Raw genomic sequence first — 15,359 nt, forward strand, 5'->3', positions numbered from 1 at the left:
CGTAATCGCATCGCGCCTATTCTCTGGCGGGGCGTTTGGTCTGTGGTGTTTTTTGTGCGCTTGGGCGTGGGTTTGGTTTCTTCTTCTCTTTCTCCCCCCCCCCCCCCCCCCCCCCCCCCCCCCCCCGGGGCGACCGTCGGCGGCCCCGTGAAAAGTGTCAGTCGGGGAGAAACTCATGGGCGTGGTCCCGCGCCCATTGGGCGAAAGTCCGCGCCGGAACTCCGGTGACCGCCTCGGCTGTCGGCATCGGGTCGGCCGCCGATGCGTCGTCCGTCGTCGGGTCGGCCGCTGTCGGATCGTCCGTCGGGTCATCCGTCGTCGGGTCGAATGCCTCCAGCGCCCGCGAGTCCGTCTCGCCGGCCTCGCCGCCTGAATAGTCCTCGAAACCGAGCAGGAAATCCGCGTTGGCCGCCGCGAACCCTCCTTGCCTGCGGTAGTTCTCCCGTGCCTCGTCCCGGCTCACGACCTCGAAACGGATCGGCCGTCCGACGGCCTCCGCTATCAGTTCCACCTGCCTGCGGTAGGACAGCATTTCCGGGCCGTTGAGGGTGTGGGCGCGGCCGTGGTGCCCGTCCTCCAGCAGAGCCAGGACCGCGACATCGGCGATGTCCCGTTCATGCACCGGGTACCAGGCCAGATCGGGATTGGGGTCGCGCACCACGCCCTCGGCGCGGATGGACGGGCCCCACAGGGCCAGCTTGTTCATCGCGAATTCGCCGGGGCGCACATGAGTCCATTCCAGGCCCGACTCCTCCACCGCCCGCTCGACCGGCAGATGGAAGACGGTGTCGAAGCCCGTTGTGACAGCGCCGGAGGACAGCACCACGATCCGTCGCACCCCGGCCCGCCGTGCCGAGGCCACCACCTCCCGGGCCGTTTCGGCGATCGGGAAGAGAAACATCCGGTCGACGCCCTCGAACGCGTCGGCAAGCGAGTCCGGCCGCGTGAGGTCCCCCGCGACTACGCGCACACCATTCGGGAGTCCTGCCGTGTGCGGGCTGCGGGTCAGAGCCCGCACCCCCGCGCCGGCCTCGATGAGTCGCCGGACCACGTTCCGGCCGACATTGCCGGTGGCCCCGGTCACCAGGATCTCCATGGTGCTCCTTCTGATCGTCGCTGATCACGGTGGCGCTCGACCACGAGAGGGCAGCACCGTGGCGAGAATGGCAAAGCGAGGGGAGGAATCTCTAGTCTCACGGCGAACGGCGAACGGCGAACGGCGAACGGCGAACGGCGAACGGCGAAGCGGCGATCGAGGGGAGACTTGATCGGATGCGCGGTGTGAGCGATTACGGAGATCTGCTCGCGGTTCATCGGCGCAGCCTCACCCCACCGAAAGGCAGTACGCACCTCAGTTGCCCTGCTGAGCGATGCCCGGCTTGTGGATCGGCGGGCGTCCTTCCGCGCCGCTGGGCGCGCCCGGTCAGGCGGTGACGGCCGGGGCGTCCGAAGCGGGGGAGGAGGCCGCCTGCCGGTCTTCCGTCGTGGGCTGCTCGCTCCAGCGGCGGGCGATGACGGCGCACACCATCAACTGGAGTGTGTGATAGAGCATCAGGGGAAGTACGGCCAGCCCCACGTCCTTCCCGGCGAACAGCACGCTGGCGATGGGCAGACCACTGGCCAGGCTTTTGGTCGAGGCGCAGAAGACGATGGTGACCCGGTCCTCGTGGCCCGAGTCCAGCCTTTTCGCCGCCCACGCGCTCAGCGCCAGTACAAGGGCCAGGAGCAGTGCGCACAGTGCGAGGAGCACGCCGAGCCGCGCAGGGGAGAGCCGCCCCCAGATGCCGGCGTCGACGCCCTGACCGAATGCGGAGTAGACCACCAGCAGAATGGAACCCCGATCGCACACCATGGTGATGCGACGGTGCCGGGTGATCCAGTCCGCGATCCATGGCCGTACCGCCTGGCCCAGCCCGAAGGGCAGGAGAAGCTGCACCAGAATGCTCAGCATCTGCCCCGCCGAGAAGTGCATGCCGCCCCCCAACTCCCCCTGGAGCAGCACGGTGGCGAGCAGCGGCGTCAGGAATACACCGAGCAGACTGGAGAACGACGAGGAACAGACTGTGGCGGCCACATTTCCCCGGGCCAGCGAGGTGAAGGCGACAGCCGACTGGACGGTGGACGGCAGTACGCACAGAAAGAGCAGGCCGGTGGCGAGCTCGGCGCCGAGCACGTAGGACGGCAGAGCGGTGAAGACCAGGCCGAGAGCGGGGAAGACGACGAAGGTGAAGCAGAGAATGGACAGATGCAGCCGCCAGTGCCGCAGCCCCGAGAAAGCGGCTTGCGGGGACAGCCGGGCGCCGTAGACGAAGAACAGCAGGCCGATCGCCGCACTGGTCGCCACGCCGACGGCGTCCGCGGACGTGCCCCTGGCAGGCAGCAGTGTCGCGAGGCCGATGGTGGCGAGCAGCGACACGATGTACCAGTCGACGCGGCGCAGGGATCTGTGCCGGAGCAGCTTTACGGGCATACCAGGCGCCCTTCTTCCGGGGAGGGGGTGCGGGGCGTGCACTGGCGCGGCCCGGTGCGGCCGGGCCCGGTGTCCTGACGAGCGGTGTCCCGATGGGCGGTGGGCGGGCTGTCCCGGTCGGCGTCGCCTTCGGGGTCGTCGCCGCCGGTCGCCGCTGACTCCTGGCCGTCCGATTCCTCGTCGTCGCCCTCGCCCCGCTCCACCGGAGCTGCCTGAACCCGGGCGTTCGAATGTGTCAGGTGCTGCTCGATGGCGCCCCCGCCACCGTCGTGGTCGCTGCCGGCCGTTCCCTTGCTGAACGGTGCGAGCACATTGAGCGTCCTGTCGATCTCGAACCAGGAATCCGCGTTCGAGTTGTCGATCGTGATCAGCGAGGGGCCATGATGCGTCTCCATGCCTCCGTCGGGCGCGTCGGCCCGCGCGGCCCCGTCCGCGAACTGTGCGGCGCACAGCAAACCGACGGCGACTACCAAGGTCTGTCGTGCCTTGGGCACGGTGAATCCCATTATGCGGTTCCTGCTTCTCGAAAGTGAATTCGGCGTAGCCGTCATCATGAACGCGTTGACCGGCCCGTCCATCGGGCCTGAAATCGTCTGGGGCACCCACGCGCGGCGCGTGGGTGCCCCGGCTCTGATCCGCCTCAGGCGGACGTGAGTTGGGGTTCGGCGGGGTGGTGCCGGCTGATGTTCTTCTCCAGGAGTTCGGTCGAGGCGCGTACACCGACCGAGGTGGCAGGCGAGAATTCGGGGAGACGCCCGTCTGCCTTCTTCAACTCGCCGAGCGCGGTGTCGATGGCGGTGTGCGCGGCGAACAGGCAGGGCGTGCTGTAAATGGCCACCTGGCATTCCAGGTCGGTGAGTTCGGAGAGTGAGAGTCTCGGGGACTTGCCGCCCGCGATCTGGTTGAAGAGCAACGGCTTGTCATTGATGACCTTCCGGATCCGGCGGATCCACTCGACGTCCCGCACCCCGTCGACCAGCACCACGTCGGCGTCGGTCTCCGCGAGCGCCTGGGCGCGGCGCAGAATGTCCGCCTCCTCCGTGGCGTCGGTACGGGCCACGACCACGAGGTCCCGACGGCTCTGGAGGACGAGGTCCAGCTTCTGCAGGTACTCCTCCAGGGGCAGCACGGTCTTGCCGTCCGCGTGGCCGCACCGGCGCGGGCGCTGCTGGTCCTCAAGGATGACGCCGGACGCCCCGATCCGCTCCAGCCGCTGCACTACGTGGCACGCCACCTCCGGGTCGACGTAGCCGTCGTCGATGTCGACCAGCAGGTGGTGGGACGGGAAGGCCAGCCGGAGCCGTTCGACGAACGCCACCATGTCCGGCCACGCGATGAACCCGATGTCCGGCAGCCCGTAGTGGGAGGCGGCGAAACCGAATCCGGACACGAAGAACCCGTCGTAGTGCCGGGCGGCGACCGAAGCCGAGTACATGTCGTAGATGCCGACGAGCGGGGTCGTGTCGGGCGTATGGATCTGCTCGCGCAGCGCGCTTCCGTAGCGCATGTCTCTCTCCTTGGGTACGGCCGTGAACCGGCCGAGGGCGGGGTGGGATGCGCACAGCATCGACTCGGCGATGGCGGTCTGTACGCAGGTCGATGGAGGGGTGCCGAAGGGCCGGGACGCCCGCGAGGGCAGCACGCGGCGACGGCGTGTACACGCCGGGGAGATTGGTGTTCTCTTTGCGGGTACGAGCATACATATACCGACATTGCCAGCTCTTTACCCGTCGACACGCGGCCCCTCGGCCAAGCCGCGAGGGACCGGCCGATGGCGCCCGGCCCCAGAGTCCGAAGGGGGGGAGGGCGGATCAACTGGCTTGCCCGTCAAGAGCCCTGGACCTCTGCGGCAGGTGCTGGGACGTACACCCGGGCACTACTGGCGGTGGCTGCGGGCGGGGCATCTGCGGGAAGCGACGCATCGCCTGGGTCAACTCTGCTGCGCGTCCGACCAGTTCACTCGAAGGTGGGTCCGGTCTATGGTGCGTTGATGCCCGCGACCACATCCTGGCCCGCCGCGGTCCCCCTGGGGGCGCCGCGCCTCACCCTGGAACCCCTCCGCGTCGAGCACGCGCGTGAAGCGGCCGTGGTCCTCAACGACGTCCGGCTTCACGTCTGGACCGGTGGCGCGCCCAGCCCGCTCACGCAGCTCGAAGCCCGGTACGAACGCCAGTCCGCAGGCCAGTCGCCGGACGGCACGCAGGGGTGGCTGAACTGGATGCTGCGCCGGACCGCGGACGGCCAACTGGTCGGCACCGTGCAGGCCACACTGCGCCGCCCGGCCGACGAGCGGCTTGAGGCATCGCTCGCGTGGGTCGTCGGCGTCGACTACCAGGGCAATGGCTACGGACGCGAGGGAGCGCTCGCCATGGCGCATTGGCTGTGTGCGCAAGGGGTGACCGAACTGGTCGCGTACATCCATCCGGGACACGGCACGTCCATGGGCATCGCACGCGCTCTCGGCCTCGCCGCGTCCGACGCCGTAGTGGACGGCGAGGTCCGTTGGAGTGACGCGGAGGCCGGTGCGGTATGGCGCAGTCGCCGCCCGGTGCGTGATCTCACGTGACGGGGCTGTGGGCAGGCCCTCCGCCGCCGGCCCACAGCGGGTCGCCACGGAACTGCAACTGGGAGCAGCCGTGGGCGCGTTATCGGTGGCTTACCGGTGACTTGCCGGTGACTTACCGGTGACGGGAGTTCACTTGGGAACAGCCGTCCAGAACGCGCAGTGATGTTCGGCCGCGGCGTCGACCGGAGTGATTTTCCCTGCTCCAGGGATAAGGGACAGGGACGTGCCATGACCGTCACCTTGCCACGGACGCCAGGCAGGCGCCCCGGCGCCATTGGGGTCTCCGGTACGGGCGAAGCGGGTCCAGTAGCCGGTCATGGTCTTCTTCAGCTCGCGCTGAGCGCCGTTCAGTTTGGCCGGCTGGCCTCCGGCGTGGTCGAAGAGGTAGTTGAGGTCGGAGGCGTGGGAGGCTCCCGGCGGTACCGCCGGCGAGGCCGGTTCGTAGGACGGCGCCTTGGGGTCGGCGAATTCGAAGGCATAGGTGCGTGCGTGCGCTGCCAGCGCGGCGGTGGCCTTGAGCTGAGTGCAGATGAACACCCGGTCCCCGTCCATGGCCGACCAGGCCAGAGCCGGCGAAGGGTAGCCCTTCGCGGGGTATTCGCCGAGAACCTTGCCGGCGTGGCGGCCGAAGGCCGTACGGGCGAGTTCGCGGTAGCGCTGATCGGTGATCGGATCGCCCAGCAGGTCGGCGACGCCCGCGATGGCCCGGGCCTCGTCGTGGGTGTGCCCGGACACCGTCGGCACGTGCAGGTACCGGCCGGCGCGCAGTGCGTCGCCCGGGTCTTCCGGGAGGACGGGCGTCGCGACAGCGGCCGAGTTGAAGCCGGCCCCGGACCCGTAGACCTTCTTGGTGGGCAGGGCGCGCAGACACTTCGTCACAGCGGCGGGCTCGCCCGCGCAGCCGAGTTCGGCAGCCGCGCTGCTGCTCGCCTGCTCGACTTGTTTCACCGGCTGCCAGAATGATCCGGCCGGGGCGCCGAGGCCGAGCCCACCGGCCGGCCAGTCGAGCATGCACGATCCGCTCTGCATGATCGCCTTGTCGATCAGGCCCTTGGAACCCGGCGAGGTCAGCAGCCCGCACGTCCCCACCCCGCCACCGGACTCGCCGAACACCGTGACGTTGCGCGCGTCGCCGCCGAAAGCGCCGGCGTTCGCACGTACCCAGCGCAGTGCGGCCTGCTCGTCGAGAATGCCGAAGTCGCCCGCGCCGGCCATGCCGGGCAGACCGAAGTTGCCGAAGACGCCGATCCGGAAGTCGACGGCGACCACGACGACGTCACCCTCGCGGGCCATGCTCGTCGGGTCGTAGTCGTTGGCGCTGCCGGTGTTGAAGCCGCCTCCGTGCAGCCACACCATGACCGGCTTGGCGGCTCTGCCTCCGGTCGGGGCGGTGACGTTGAGGTGGAGGCAGTCCTCCGAGGTCTTGGCCGCGGGCTTGCCCGTACCGTCGAGCTGCGGGCAGGAGGCGCCCGTACGAGTGGCGTCGCGCGTCCCGGACCACGGCCGGGCGGCGGCAGGCGGGGCCCACCGCAGTGCTCCGGTCGGCGGCGCGGCGTAGGGAATCCCGCGGAACTTGGCGGTGCCGTCGCCCACGACACCTTTCAACCGGCCTTGCCGCACCTGGGCCGTGCCGCTCGCGACCGAACCGGAACTGTCTTTGCCCGCTTGCGGCGCACTGTCGGAATCGGAATCGGAACAGGAGACAGCGAGCCCGAGCGCGGCCGCTACGGCGACGAACAAGGACATGCGGCGGAATGTTCTTGAAGTCTTCACGACCCTCATCCTCAGCATGGCGCACGTCATGGGACATCACCCCATCGGATGATGTCCTGCCTTCGGCGTACTGCGGACGGGCAGTTGCCATACGAACGGTTGTCGCGGTAGCGCCGGCTCCATTTCGAAGGCGACGAGGCGTCCGACTGGCACATCGCGGAAGGCGGGGAGGCCAAGGACATCCTCGACTTCTGCGCTCGTGCCCGAGCTGCGGCGGACGAGTCGGTCGAGAGCCTCGGCCTCGACACCGACGCCGTCGGCACCGCGACCGGGCCATTGACCGGGGCGAGTTCAAGCGCCCCAGCATTGTGTGTAACCCTCCCTCAGCGGCCCACCGACAACGTCGAGCACCCGCTCGGCGGCGATTGCCAACGGAGTGGATTCCGCGAGCTCGGCTACGGCCCGATGCCCATCGAGCAGGGCCTTGCCTCGTACCGGGTCAGCGCTCAGGAGTCTGCGGGGCAGCCACTTGCCGATGCCCGTCCAGCCGCCGTGGTGGGCGATCAGAAGGTGTGCCGCCTCACGCAGCGTGGAATCGGCGAGGGAGAGCTGTTCGTACCGCTCGGTCGGCTCGGTGTCCGTCAGATCGTCCATGAAGCACGTAAGCACGTAACGCCCCCGTTCCCACTCCGCTGCGGTGAGCGGGGGCGGGCCGGCCGCCAACACGGCTCGTGCCTGTTCGCGCGTACGGGCCAGATGACCGTACGGGTCGGCCAGAGGCAGGCCCTGGTCGTAGATGAACAGGACGGTCCCCCGGCGGAGGGCTCTGTCTCTGTGGAAGTGTTCCGGAACGTCCGCGAGGGTGTGCAGGAAGAGCTCGGCCAAGCGGCCCCTGTGGCGCACCACCTCGCGGCGGCTGGTCTCCCCACTCGGGAGGAGAACGGCCACGTCGAGATCGCTGGCCGGTGTAGCACGGCCCTGAGCGGCCGAACCGCCGAGTATGGCGCCGAGGGCGTGCGGGAAACGGTCCTTGATCAGGTCCAGAGCTTCAGTGACCGGAGTGCCGTGATCGTTCATGGACGGTCATCGTGCCAGCCGCGAGGGAGACGCCTTGAGGCCGGCCGTGCTGCCTCCACCGCAGACGCGTCCGTCCGCCGCTCCTCCATACCGTCTTTCCCCGCCAGGCCGCCCAAGGCTAATCTTCGGACGCGGCGAGTGACCCACGAGGAGCTGAGGCATGCCCGGTCGTACGAGCACGCGTTGACGTCGTAGGCCGTGACCGGCCTGTCATCGCGTGCTGCTCCAGATGTTGCGGCACAGCGAGCCTTCCCCGCCTGAACCGTCGGCGCGTCTTTCGTGCGCCCCGAGGTGGCGGGTCTCGTTCTCCGCAACCCCAGGGGTCCCCGTGCCGTCCGCTTCCTTCGCTTCTACCTCTGCCGCATCCGATTCCGTTCGCCCTGTTCCGTCCAGCCTGTGGCGGGACCGGGACTTCCGCAGACTCTGGGTGGGGCAGACGGCCTCCCAGCTCGGCGAACACGCGAGCCTGGTGGTTCTGCCGCTCTTCGCCGTTCTGATGCTCAACGCCGGTGCCGGTCAGCTGGGCGTCCTCCGCGCGGTGGGCCAAGCGCCGGTCTTGCTGCTCTCGCTCTTCGCCGGTGCGTGGATGGACAGATGGCCGACTCGCACGGTGATGGTGCTGACGGACGCCGGCCGGACTCTGGTACTGGGCGCCGCAGCCGTGGCCGCCCTCCTCGGATGGCTGGGCCTGCCCGCACTGCTCGTGGTCAGTTTCGCGATCGGGGCGCTGTCCGTGTTCTTCGACGTGGCGTACCAGACATCCCTCGTACGGCTGGTGGAGCGCGATCAGTTGGTACGGGGCAACAGCGCGCTCGAAGGCAGCCGGTCCGCGGCGCAGGTCGGCGGTCCCGCCCTCGGCGGCGCGTTGGTGTCATCGCTGTCGGCGCCGATTGCCGCCGCCTCCAGCGCACTGTTCTTCGCGCTGTCGTTCCTGTCGATCCGACGGATCCGTCGGATCGAAACGATCCCGGAGCGTTCAGAACGTCCCCGCCGGGTATGGCGACGGATCCATGAGGGCCTCCACTTCGTCGTCGGCGACACCTCGCTGCGGACCGTATGCCTGGCCTCGGCCTCCTTCCAGTTCTCCCTCGCGGCCATGATGACCGTCTATCTGCTCTTCCTGCCGCGGGAACTGCACTTGTCGGGCACCGTCATCGGACTGACGCTCGCGTCGACGGGGCCGGGCGCGCTCCTGGGCTCGATGCTGGCCGCCCGTCTGCCGAGACGATTCGGCTACGGCGCGGTACTCGTGACCGCGGCGGCGCTCGGCGACGGAGCGTTTCTGTGCGTGCCCGCACTCGACGGTTCCTCCGCGGTGACGGTCTTCGCGCTCCTCGCGGTCAACTTCACCTTCGGCACCGGCGGCCAGTTGGTCAATGTCACGGTCATGGCCGTCCGACAGGCCGCCACGCCGGACGGGATGCAGGGCCGCGCGGCCGCGACGATCACGTTCGTCGGCATGGGGCTGGCCCCGCTCGGCTCCCTGCTCGGCGGGTTCCTCGCACAGGAGTGGGGGCTGCGCACCAGCCTCCTGGTGACGGCCGCGGGGATGATGTCCTCCCCGGCGCTGATGGCTGTGTCCCCGCTCGCACGCTTGGGGAGGGCGCTTCCCGTCTCGCGCTTGGAGGACATGCCGCCGACGGCCACCCGCCCTTGAGCGGCTACGGGCGAGGCGGGCCCTCGGTCGTGGTATCCCTACCGCACTGATCGGCCATCCGGCCTGGCCCTCGCCACTTCGACGGCCGGGTACGGGCTCCGCTTGCTCGTGGTGAGCAGGCGGCGGTGGAACCCGTCCAGTACCAAGGAGGCCCGAGCGTGCCGGTCGATGATCGCGGCCAATTCGGAGGGAATTCCGGCAGACCTTTCCCCCGCGAGCCAGTCGCGCAGAAACGCATCGTGCTCCGCGCTGCCGCGTATACCGTCGGGCAGATGGTGGCGCAGCAGGTGGCCGGCGACGTAGTAGGCGTCATACGCGTGATGGAGGGAGAGGAAATCAGCCTCATCCGGGGTGAGTTGAAACCCCGAACTCAGTGCGAGACCGAAGTCCGCGAAATAGATCAACCGGCCGTCGGTCAAGACATTGTGGAAGTGAGCGTCGAAGTGGACGAGGCCGCGGGAACTCATAAAGGCGGCTCCGCGCATGAGCGCTTCCTCCGCCCATACGTACCCCGCGCCGTCCACGTCTTCCGGAGCGCCTTCTCTGAGGTTGCCCAGCCATGTGGAGAGCGTCTGCGGCACGTGTTCCAGAAAGATCACAAGGCTGGCGGAGGACCGGCCGATGGCCTGCAACCGCTCGCGTACGGCTGACGAGCCCTCCCAGTGCGCCACCGCCCCCTCGATGCCTCCGAACTCGTCGGCGAACCCTTGGGGCGGGGAATCCGGGAGGATCCGCCAGTGGTACATCAGCGGAAAGCCCTCGTATTCGCTCCCGAGGACCCAATTGGTGGTCATCGCATGCGCGGCCAACTCGCGCCAAGCTCCGAACCCCGCCGAGCCCAGCCCGTACTGATAGAACATCGGCAGCCCAAAGAGGTTCGCCGTGGACCGTACGTTCTCCGGCCGCATCTCGATGTCCGTCAAGGGGACTCGCTTGACGAAGACTTGGGCCCCTTCGACCTCAACTTCCGCCGATCTGCCTCCGATTCCGGAACCGAGAGGGGTCGCGGCGTCCACTACGTCGCCGAGCTGACGGTCGCTCAGTAGTGACAGCCGCGTGGAGACGGTTCCGTACGTGGCCAGGCGTGCGAAATGCCGTGGATCCGGCCGGTCCGGCAACGAGCCCTCACCGCCCCCACCGTCAACATCAGCGATCATGGTGATCGACCCTACCCGCGGCGAGTGGCCGGCATCCCGCCCCGAGGCGCCACGTACGCCGCGCTCGGCCGGCTCGGGCGCTCCGGGGCGTCCGAACCACGGCGGTTGACCGGCGTCAAGCGACGGGCGCCGAGCTCTGCCGGCAAGCCGGCGGTGGCGCCGCCGGTGATCAGGGCGGGGGAGCGGCCGCAGGGCCGAGGGCTCATCTCCAGCCCCCTCTATGCCGTAGCTGAGGGTGCCCCGAGCGGGGGAGCAAGCGGCCTCGGGGGAGCGGAGCGCTTTCCCGAGGCCGCTCGGGGTGGGACGTTACCGCTCCGCGCCGGCGCGGCGGCGGCTCAGTACGACGAGGCCCGCTCCGGCGCCCAGGGCGACGGCGGTACCGCCCGCGGCCCAGGGCAGCGCACCGCTCGTACCGGTGGCGGCCAGGTTGCCGTCGGCGGATTCGGGCCGGCCGGTCACGGCCTGCTCGGCGGAGCCGCCGGAGGGACGAACGCCGTCCCCGGCGGCGATCGGCCGCACGGCAGTGTCCTTGCCGTCCTGCTGCTGGTCCTTGGCGGTCGGCTTGGTGTCCCGGTCCTTCCCCTGCTCTCCGCCCTTGCCTTCCTTGCCGCCGTTCTCGCCCTTGCCGCTCTTGCCGTCCTCGGAGTCCTTGCTCTCCTTGGCGTTCTGCTCGTCCTTGGCGCGGGCGGTGAACTGACCCTCGTCGATGAACGTTTGGACGTCTTCGGGGCTGCCCTCAAGCGCCGCCTCGCCCGCCTTGCGGACCTCGGTGCCGCCCGCGCTCATGATCTGCACGGTCACCACCCTGTTGTCGATGATCTTCAGGGCATGCCGACCGGTGTCCAGGAACTTCTGCCGGTCGGCGGCCGTGCCGTTCATGGCCTTCTGGGCGCCCTTCTGGACGCCGGGCCCGGTCTTCTCGTCGCTGATGAGTCGCAGGATCTCGAAGCGGTTGTCCTCGTCCCGGGCCGTGTACTGCCCCTTTTCGAGGAAGTGCGTGAGGGCTTCACGGGACCCGTCCAGCAGGGCGTCCTGAGCGGCCTTGCGCACCGCCTTGCCGCCTACGCTATGGATCGACAGGACGAGGACCCGGTCATCAGCCATCTGGGCCTGGCCGCGGCCGGTTTCAAGGAACGCGCGCATCTCGGCGGGCGTGCCCGTGAGCGCCTTCTCCGCGGCCCCGCGCAGGAGCCGCCCGGAGTTCCCGTCGGCGAGAATGCGCTTGATCTCGGCCCGGTCCCGGTCGGCCTGCGAGCCGCCGTTCTGAACCGATACCGCCCCATCACTCGGCTCGGCGCCACTGGCGGCGAAGGAGGGGGAGGAGAACAGGACGGCCGGGGCTATGGCGGCGGCCACGACGGCAGCGGACACGCGTGCCAGTTTCACGCAGGACTCCTCAGTGGATAGACATATAGGGCTCGGGGAATCGCGCGAGACGGCATAAGCGGCAACGAAACAACGAGTAACGGACATAATAGGTGAGGCATTGACCAGTTCTTTGCTCGGGGCTCTTGTTGCGGACCGCCTGGAGGCCCCCTATCAGCCCCTGGTTCAGATGCTCAGCGTGTGCCCGGTCGTTGCGTCCACATGGTCCGGGACCTCCCCGTGCCGATCGCCCACGGTCAGCGTCCCGGCGGGTTCGAACATGAGGATCGCGGCGCCGGAGTGCGCGAACGGCCGGTGCTGCGTGCCTCGGGGAACAGTGAAGACCGCCCCCTGCGGAAGCAGGACAGTGCGCTCCCCGGTGGGTTCGCGCAACGAGATGTGCAGCTCCCCGTCGAGCACCAGGAAGAATTCGTCGGTGTCGGCGTGGACGTGCCAGATGTGTTCGCCCTCGACCTTGGCGATCCTGACGTCATAGTCGTTCACGCGCGTGACGATACGGGGGCTCCACAGAGCTTCGAAGGAGGCCAAAGCCTTGCTGAGGTGGACGGGCTCGTGGTTCATGGCCTCATCCTGAGCCGTGTTGCACGAGGGGCACGAGTGCTAGGAATTGCATATGGCGAAAGAATCCTCGCACGCACCGCGCCCGCCGGGTGTACACCGGGTCGTCGTGATCGTCGACGAGAACTCGAACCCCTTCGAGCTCGGCTGCGCGACCGAGATCTTCGGCTTGCGCAGACCGGAGATCGGCCGTCACCTCTACGACTTCAAGCTCTGCTCGCCCGAACCCCACACTCTGATGCGGGACGGATTCTTCACGCTCACGGGAGTCGCGGATCTGGCAGCGGCCGACACGGCGGACACCTTGATCGTCCCCAACCGCCCCGACATCGAGGTGCCCCGCCGCCCCGCCGTACTCGATGCCGTCCGGCGAGCCCACACCCGCGGCGCGCGCCTGGTCGGCTTCTGCAGCGGCGCCTTCACACTGGCCGAGGCCGGAGTCCTCGACGGGCGCCGGGCCACCGCGCACTGGCAGTGGGCGGACTCCTTCCGGGCCCGCTTCCCGTCGGTCCACCTCGCGTCAGACGTGCTGTTCGTGGACGACGGCGACATCCTCACGGCCGCGGGGAGCGCGGCCGCGCTCGATCTCGGGCTGCATATGGTCCGCCGCGATCACGGCGCGGAGATCGCCAACGCTGTGAGCCGGCGACTGGTCTTCGCGGCGCACCGGGACGGCGGGCAGCGGCAGTTCGTGGAACGCCCCATGCCCGACCTGCCCGACGAGTCCCTGGCGCCTGTCTTGGTCTGGGCCCAGGAACGGTTGGAATCGCCGCTCACGGTCTCCGACCTCGCCGCGCACGCGGCGGTCAGTGCGGCGACGCTCCATCGCCGCTTCCAGGCACAACTGGGCACGACGCCACTGGCCTTGCTGACGGGGGAGCGCCTCGCCCTGGCATGCAGACTGATCGAGCGAGGCGAGCCCCGCTTCGAGATGGTCGCGCGGCGCAGTGGACTTGGTGCCGCCGCCAACCTGCGCATCCTGATGCGGCGCGAAACGGGCATCACTCCGTCGGCATACCAGCGTCGGTTCGGGCCGGAGGCGAGGTGACGGCGGGGCGGGCGGCTCTGGCGCGGACTCTTTGGTGCGGCACGGGAATGTGCCTCAGCGTTGACTGTCGTCAGGGGCGGCCAGGAGGCGCGGCTGACCGTGGAGACGCCCCCCGGCGGGAACGGCCGCGGCTGCGGCTGCGTACGGCGGCCGGGCTCTCTCACAAGCGCGGGCGGCGGCCCCGGTGGGCCGGGCTGCGCTCACGCCCCTGACGTGATGCCGTGACGGCGGCCCGGCCCAGCACACCTGACGAGCTGTCAGGTGCTGGATATCTGATGTCAGCCGAAGGTGATCGTGGCGTCGAGCATCTTGTGGTCTGACAGGCCCGTCTCGGTCACCCCGCACTGGTACGTGGCCTGCTTGGGGCCGAAGATGTAGTCCAGCTTGAGCCTGCCGTTGGTGATCGCGCCATCGCGCTTGCCGCCTGCCGCCGACTGGTCGCACTCCTGGAACCGGTCGTAGAACGGCACCATCACATCTGCCGGCCCGTCTCCGTCCTTGGCATCCGGCGGCGAAGTGTTGAAGTCGCCGCCGAAGACGGCGCGGTAGCCGGGCTTGTCGACGGACGCCAGCATGGTCTGCACCTGCTGCCTACGGTATGTCCCCTTGGGGTCGTCCCACTTGATGCCGCCCGTGCTGAAGTGCGCGGCGCAGAAGTTGACCGCGAGCGACGGAGCGGTGGCGCAGAGGGCGGTGCGCTGTTCCTTGCCCTCGGGAGAGGGGAGCGGGTAGGCGGAGTACCAGGTGTTCTCGTCCGGGACGGCGAGGGCGACACCGTACGAGCCCCGGTCCGCGCCGGCGCTGTCCGCGTGGCACTGCTTCTGCGCCGCCACCGCGCCGCCCGTGCCGTCGACGAGCAGCTGGATCGGCGCGAAGCGTACGGCCCAACCGCGCCCGGTGACCTCGTTCAGCCGCTGTTCGACCGGCTTGGCGTGCTTCTCGCAGAACTCTTCCAGGAGCACGGCGTCCGCGGACGACTTCTTGGCGCGTTGGGCCACGGCGTCCGCCAGCGGCCCGGCCGGCTTCTGGTAGAAGTGGCAGGCGGCAGCGTCGTTGTTGTTGGCGCAGGCGTTCCACTCCATTACGTGCACCGTGCCCGCCGGCGCCGAATGGGCCGGGGCGTCCGTACCGGAACTGACGCCGCCCTCCTTCTGGAGCCGGAAGCGTTCCCAGGATCCGGCCGTGGCGGACCGGGCGCGCAGCAGTCCCGCGTCTCCGCCGTCGCCGTCGACCTCGGCGGAGACGTACTTCCCGTTGGCCTGGGAACGCAGCGTGTAGGCGCCGTCGGCGGCGTGGTTCAGGACGAGGCGTTCCCAGGAGCCGAGGTGCGTGCCGCGGGCACGCAGCATGCCGTCGTGGCTTCCCTGGTCCTGGACTTCGGTGGACACGTAGTCGCCGTTGGCCTCGGAGCGCAGCGATACGGTCTTGCCGCCGTCATCGCTGTGCAGAGTGAACCGCTCCCATGCGCCGGCGCTGTCGGAGCGGGCGCGCAGCTTGCCGTAGTCGCCGCCTGTGTCGTGGATTTCGGCGGATACGTATTTACCGTTCGCCTCGGACTGGAGCGTCCATCTCTGACCTGTGGACGAGGGCGGGGGCCCGGCGGCGGGGGGGGGGGGGGGGGGGGGGGGGGGGGGAGGGGGGGGGGGGGGGGAAGGGGGGGGAGGGGGGGGGGGGGGGACACCCATGAAAGGTTGTGCGCCTGGCTCGCCGGGGCAGGTCTGGTGCCT

13 protein-coding genes are annotated in these 15,359 nt (G+C 69.3%); 3 read left to right on the plus strand and 10 right to left on the minus strand.

The window, feature by feature from the left end:
* Positions 1–157: 157 nt before the first annotated feature.
* The 4 genes from AC07AB_RS13080 to AC07AB_RS13095 form a co-directional block, all read right to left on the minus strand.
* Positions 158–1,096, minus strand: a complete 939-nt coding sequence (locus tag AC07AB_RS13080) for an NAD(P)H-binding protein (protein WP_478564639.1) — start codon at positions 1,094–1,096, stop codon at positions 158–160.
* Positions 1,097–1,423: 327 nt separating this feature from the next.
* Positions 1,424–2,470: a bile acid:sodium symporter family protein gene (locus AC07AB_RS13085; RefSeq protein WP_478564642.1), complete on the minus strand. Its 1,047-nt coding sequence runs from the start codon at positions 2,468–2,470 to the stop codon at positions 1,424–1,426.
* Positions 2,461–2,976: a hypothetical protein gene (locus AC07AB_RS13090; protein ID WP_478564645.1), complete on the minus strand. Its 516-nt coding sequence runs from the start codon at positions 2,974–2,976 to the stop codon at positions 2,461–2,463. Before AC07AB_RS13090 ends, AC07AB_RS13085 begins: the two co-directional genes overlap by 10 nt.
* A gap of 134 nt (positions 2,977–3,110) precedes the next feature.
* A complete protein-coding gene (locus tag AC07AB_RS13095; RefSeq protein WP_478564648.1) occupies positions 3,111–3,977 on the minus strand; it encodes an isocitrate lyase/PEP mutase family protein in 867 nt (288 codons plus the stop codon).
* Between the two features lie 483 nt (positions 3,978–4,460).
* Between AC07AB_RS13095 and AC07AB_RS13100 the strand changes: the two genes are divergently transcribed.
* Entirely contained in the window at positions 4,461–5,036 is a 576-nt protein-coding gene (locus AC07AB_RS13100; protein ID WP_478564650.1) for a GNAT family N-acetyltransferase, read from the plus strand.
* Between the two features lie 129 nt (positions 5,037–5,165).
* Here the strand turns inward: AC07AB_RS13100 and AC07AB_RS13105 are convergent, their stop codons facing one another.
* Together AC07AB_RS13105 and AC07AB_RS13110 are read right to left on the minus strand one after the other, a co-directional pair.
* On the minus strand, positions 5,166–6,782 hold the full coding sequence (locus AC07AB_RS13105; RefSeq protein WP_478564653.1) for a carboxylesterase/lipase family protein: 1,617 nt from the start codon (positions 6,780–6,782) through the stop codon (positions 5,166–5,168).
* A gap of 318 nt (positions 6,783–7,100) precedes the next feature.
* On the minus strand, positions 7,101–7,826 hold the full coding sequence (locus tag AC07AB_RS13110) for a nucleotidyltransferase domain-containing protein (RefSeq protein ID WP_478564656.1): 726 nt from the start codon (positions 7,824–7,826) through the stop codon (positions 7,101–7,103).
* A 394-nt stretch (positions 7,827–8,220) separates the two neighbouring features.
* Here AC07AB_RS13110 and AC07AB_RS13115 point away from each other — a divergent pair, with 394 nt between their 5' ends.
* A complete protein-coding gene (locus tag AC07AB_RS13115) occupies positions 8,221–9,483 on the plus strand; it encodes an MFS transporter (RefSeq protein ID WP_478564715.1) in 1,263 nt (420 codons plus the stop codon).
* 38 nt (positions 9,484–9,521) lie between these two features.
* On the opposite strand, the gene AC07AB_RS13120 is transcribed toward AC07AB_RS13115, so the two are convergent.
* From AC07AB_RS13120 to AC07AB_RS13130, 3 genes are all read right to left on the minus strand, one after another.
* Complete coding sequence (locus AC07AB_RS13120) at positions 9,522–10,640, minus strand: protein kinase family protein (protein WP_478564659.1); 1,119 nt, start codon at positions 10,638–10,640, stop codon at positions 9,522–9,524.
* 306 nt (positions 10,641–10,946) lie between these two features.
* Positions 10,947–12,026, minus strand: a complete 1,080-nt coding sequence (locus AC07AB_RS13125) for a hypothetical protein (protein ID WP_478564662.1) — start codon at positions 12,024–12,026, stop codon at positions 10,947–10,949.
* Positions 12,027–12,191: 165 nt separating this feature from the next.
* The gene (locus tag AC07AB_RS13130; RefSeq protein ID WP_478564665.1) at positions 12,192–12,587 is read right to left on the minus strand and encodes a cupin domain-containing protein; all 396 of its coding nucleotides are present in this window, start codon (positions 12,585–12,587) and stop codon (positions 12,192–12,194) included.
* Between the two features lie 52 nt (positions 12,588–12,639).
* Here AC07AB_RS13130 and AC07AB_RS13135 point away from each other — a divergent pair, with 52 nt between their 5' ends.
* Positions 12,640–13,632, plus strand: a complete 993-nt coding sequence (locus AC07AB_RS13135) for a helix-turn-helix domain-containing protein (RefSeq protein ID WP_478564668.1) — start codon at positions 12,640–12,642, stop codon at positions 13,630–13,632.
* Between the two features lie 278 nt (positions 13,633–13,910).
* On the opposite strand, the gene AC07AB_RS13140 is transcribed toward AC07AB_RS13135, so the two are convergent.
* Positions 13,911–15,020, minus strand: a complete 1,110-nt coding sequence (locus AC07AB_RS13140; RefSeq protein WP_478564671.1) for an endonuclease/exonuclease/phosphatase family protein — start codon at positions 15,018–15,020, stop codon at positions 13,911–13,913.
* Positions 15,021–15,359: the final 339 nt, after the last annotated feature.

The organism is Streptomyces sp. NPDC044033, assembly GCF_056434425.1.

Bases quoted from the DNA above. Each gene is read 5' to 3' on its own strand.
- AC07AB_RS13080 (WP_478564639.1), bottom strand. From the start codon at position 1,096: ATGGAGATCCTGGTGACCGGGGCCACCGGCAATGTCGGCCGGAACGTG.
- AC07AB_RS13085 (WP_478564642.1), bottom strand. From the start codon at position 2,470: ATGCCCGTAAAGCTGCTCCGGCACAGATCCCTGCGCCGCGTCGACTGG.
- AC07AB_RS13090 (WP_478564645.1), bottom strand. From the start codon at position 2,976: ATGGGATTCACCGTGCCCAAGGCACGACAGACCTTGGTAGTCGCCGTC.
- AC07AB_RS13095 (WP_478564648.1), bottom strand. From the start codon at position 3,977: ATGCGCTACGGAAGCGCGCTGCGCGAGCAGATCCATACGCCCGACACG.
- AC07AB_RS13100 (WP_478564650.1), top strand. From the start codon at position 4,461: ATGCCCGCGACCACATCCTGGCCCGCCGCGGTCCCCCTGGGGGCGCCG.
- AC07AB_RS13105 (WP_478564653.1), bottom strand. From the start codon at position 6,782: ATGTCCTTGTTCGTCGCCGTAGCGGCCGCGCTCGGGCTCGCTGTCTCC.
- AC07AB_RS13110 (WP_478564656.1), bottom strand. From the start codon at position 7,826: ATGAACGATCACGGCACTCCGGTCACTGAAGCTCTGGACCTGATCAAG.
- AC07AB_RS13120 (WP_478564659.1), bottom strand. From the start codon at position 10,640: ATGATCGCTGATGTTGACGGTGGGGGCGGTGAGGGCTCGTTGCCGGAC.
- AC07AB_RS13130 (WP_478564665.1), bottom strand. From the start codon at position 12,587: ATGAACCACGAGCCCGTCCACCTCAGCAAGGCTTTGGCCTCCTTCGAA.
- AC07AB_RS13135 (WP_478564668.1), top strand. From the start codon at position 12,640: ATGGCGAAAGAATCCTCGCACGCACCGCGCCCGCCGGGTGTACACCGG.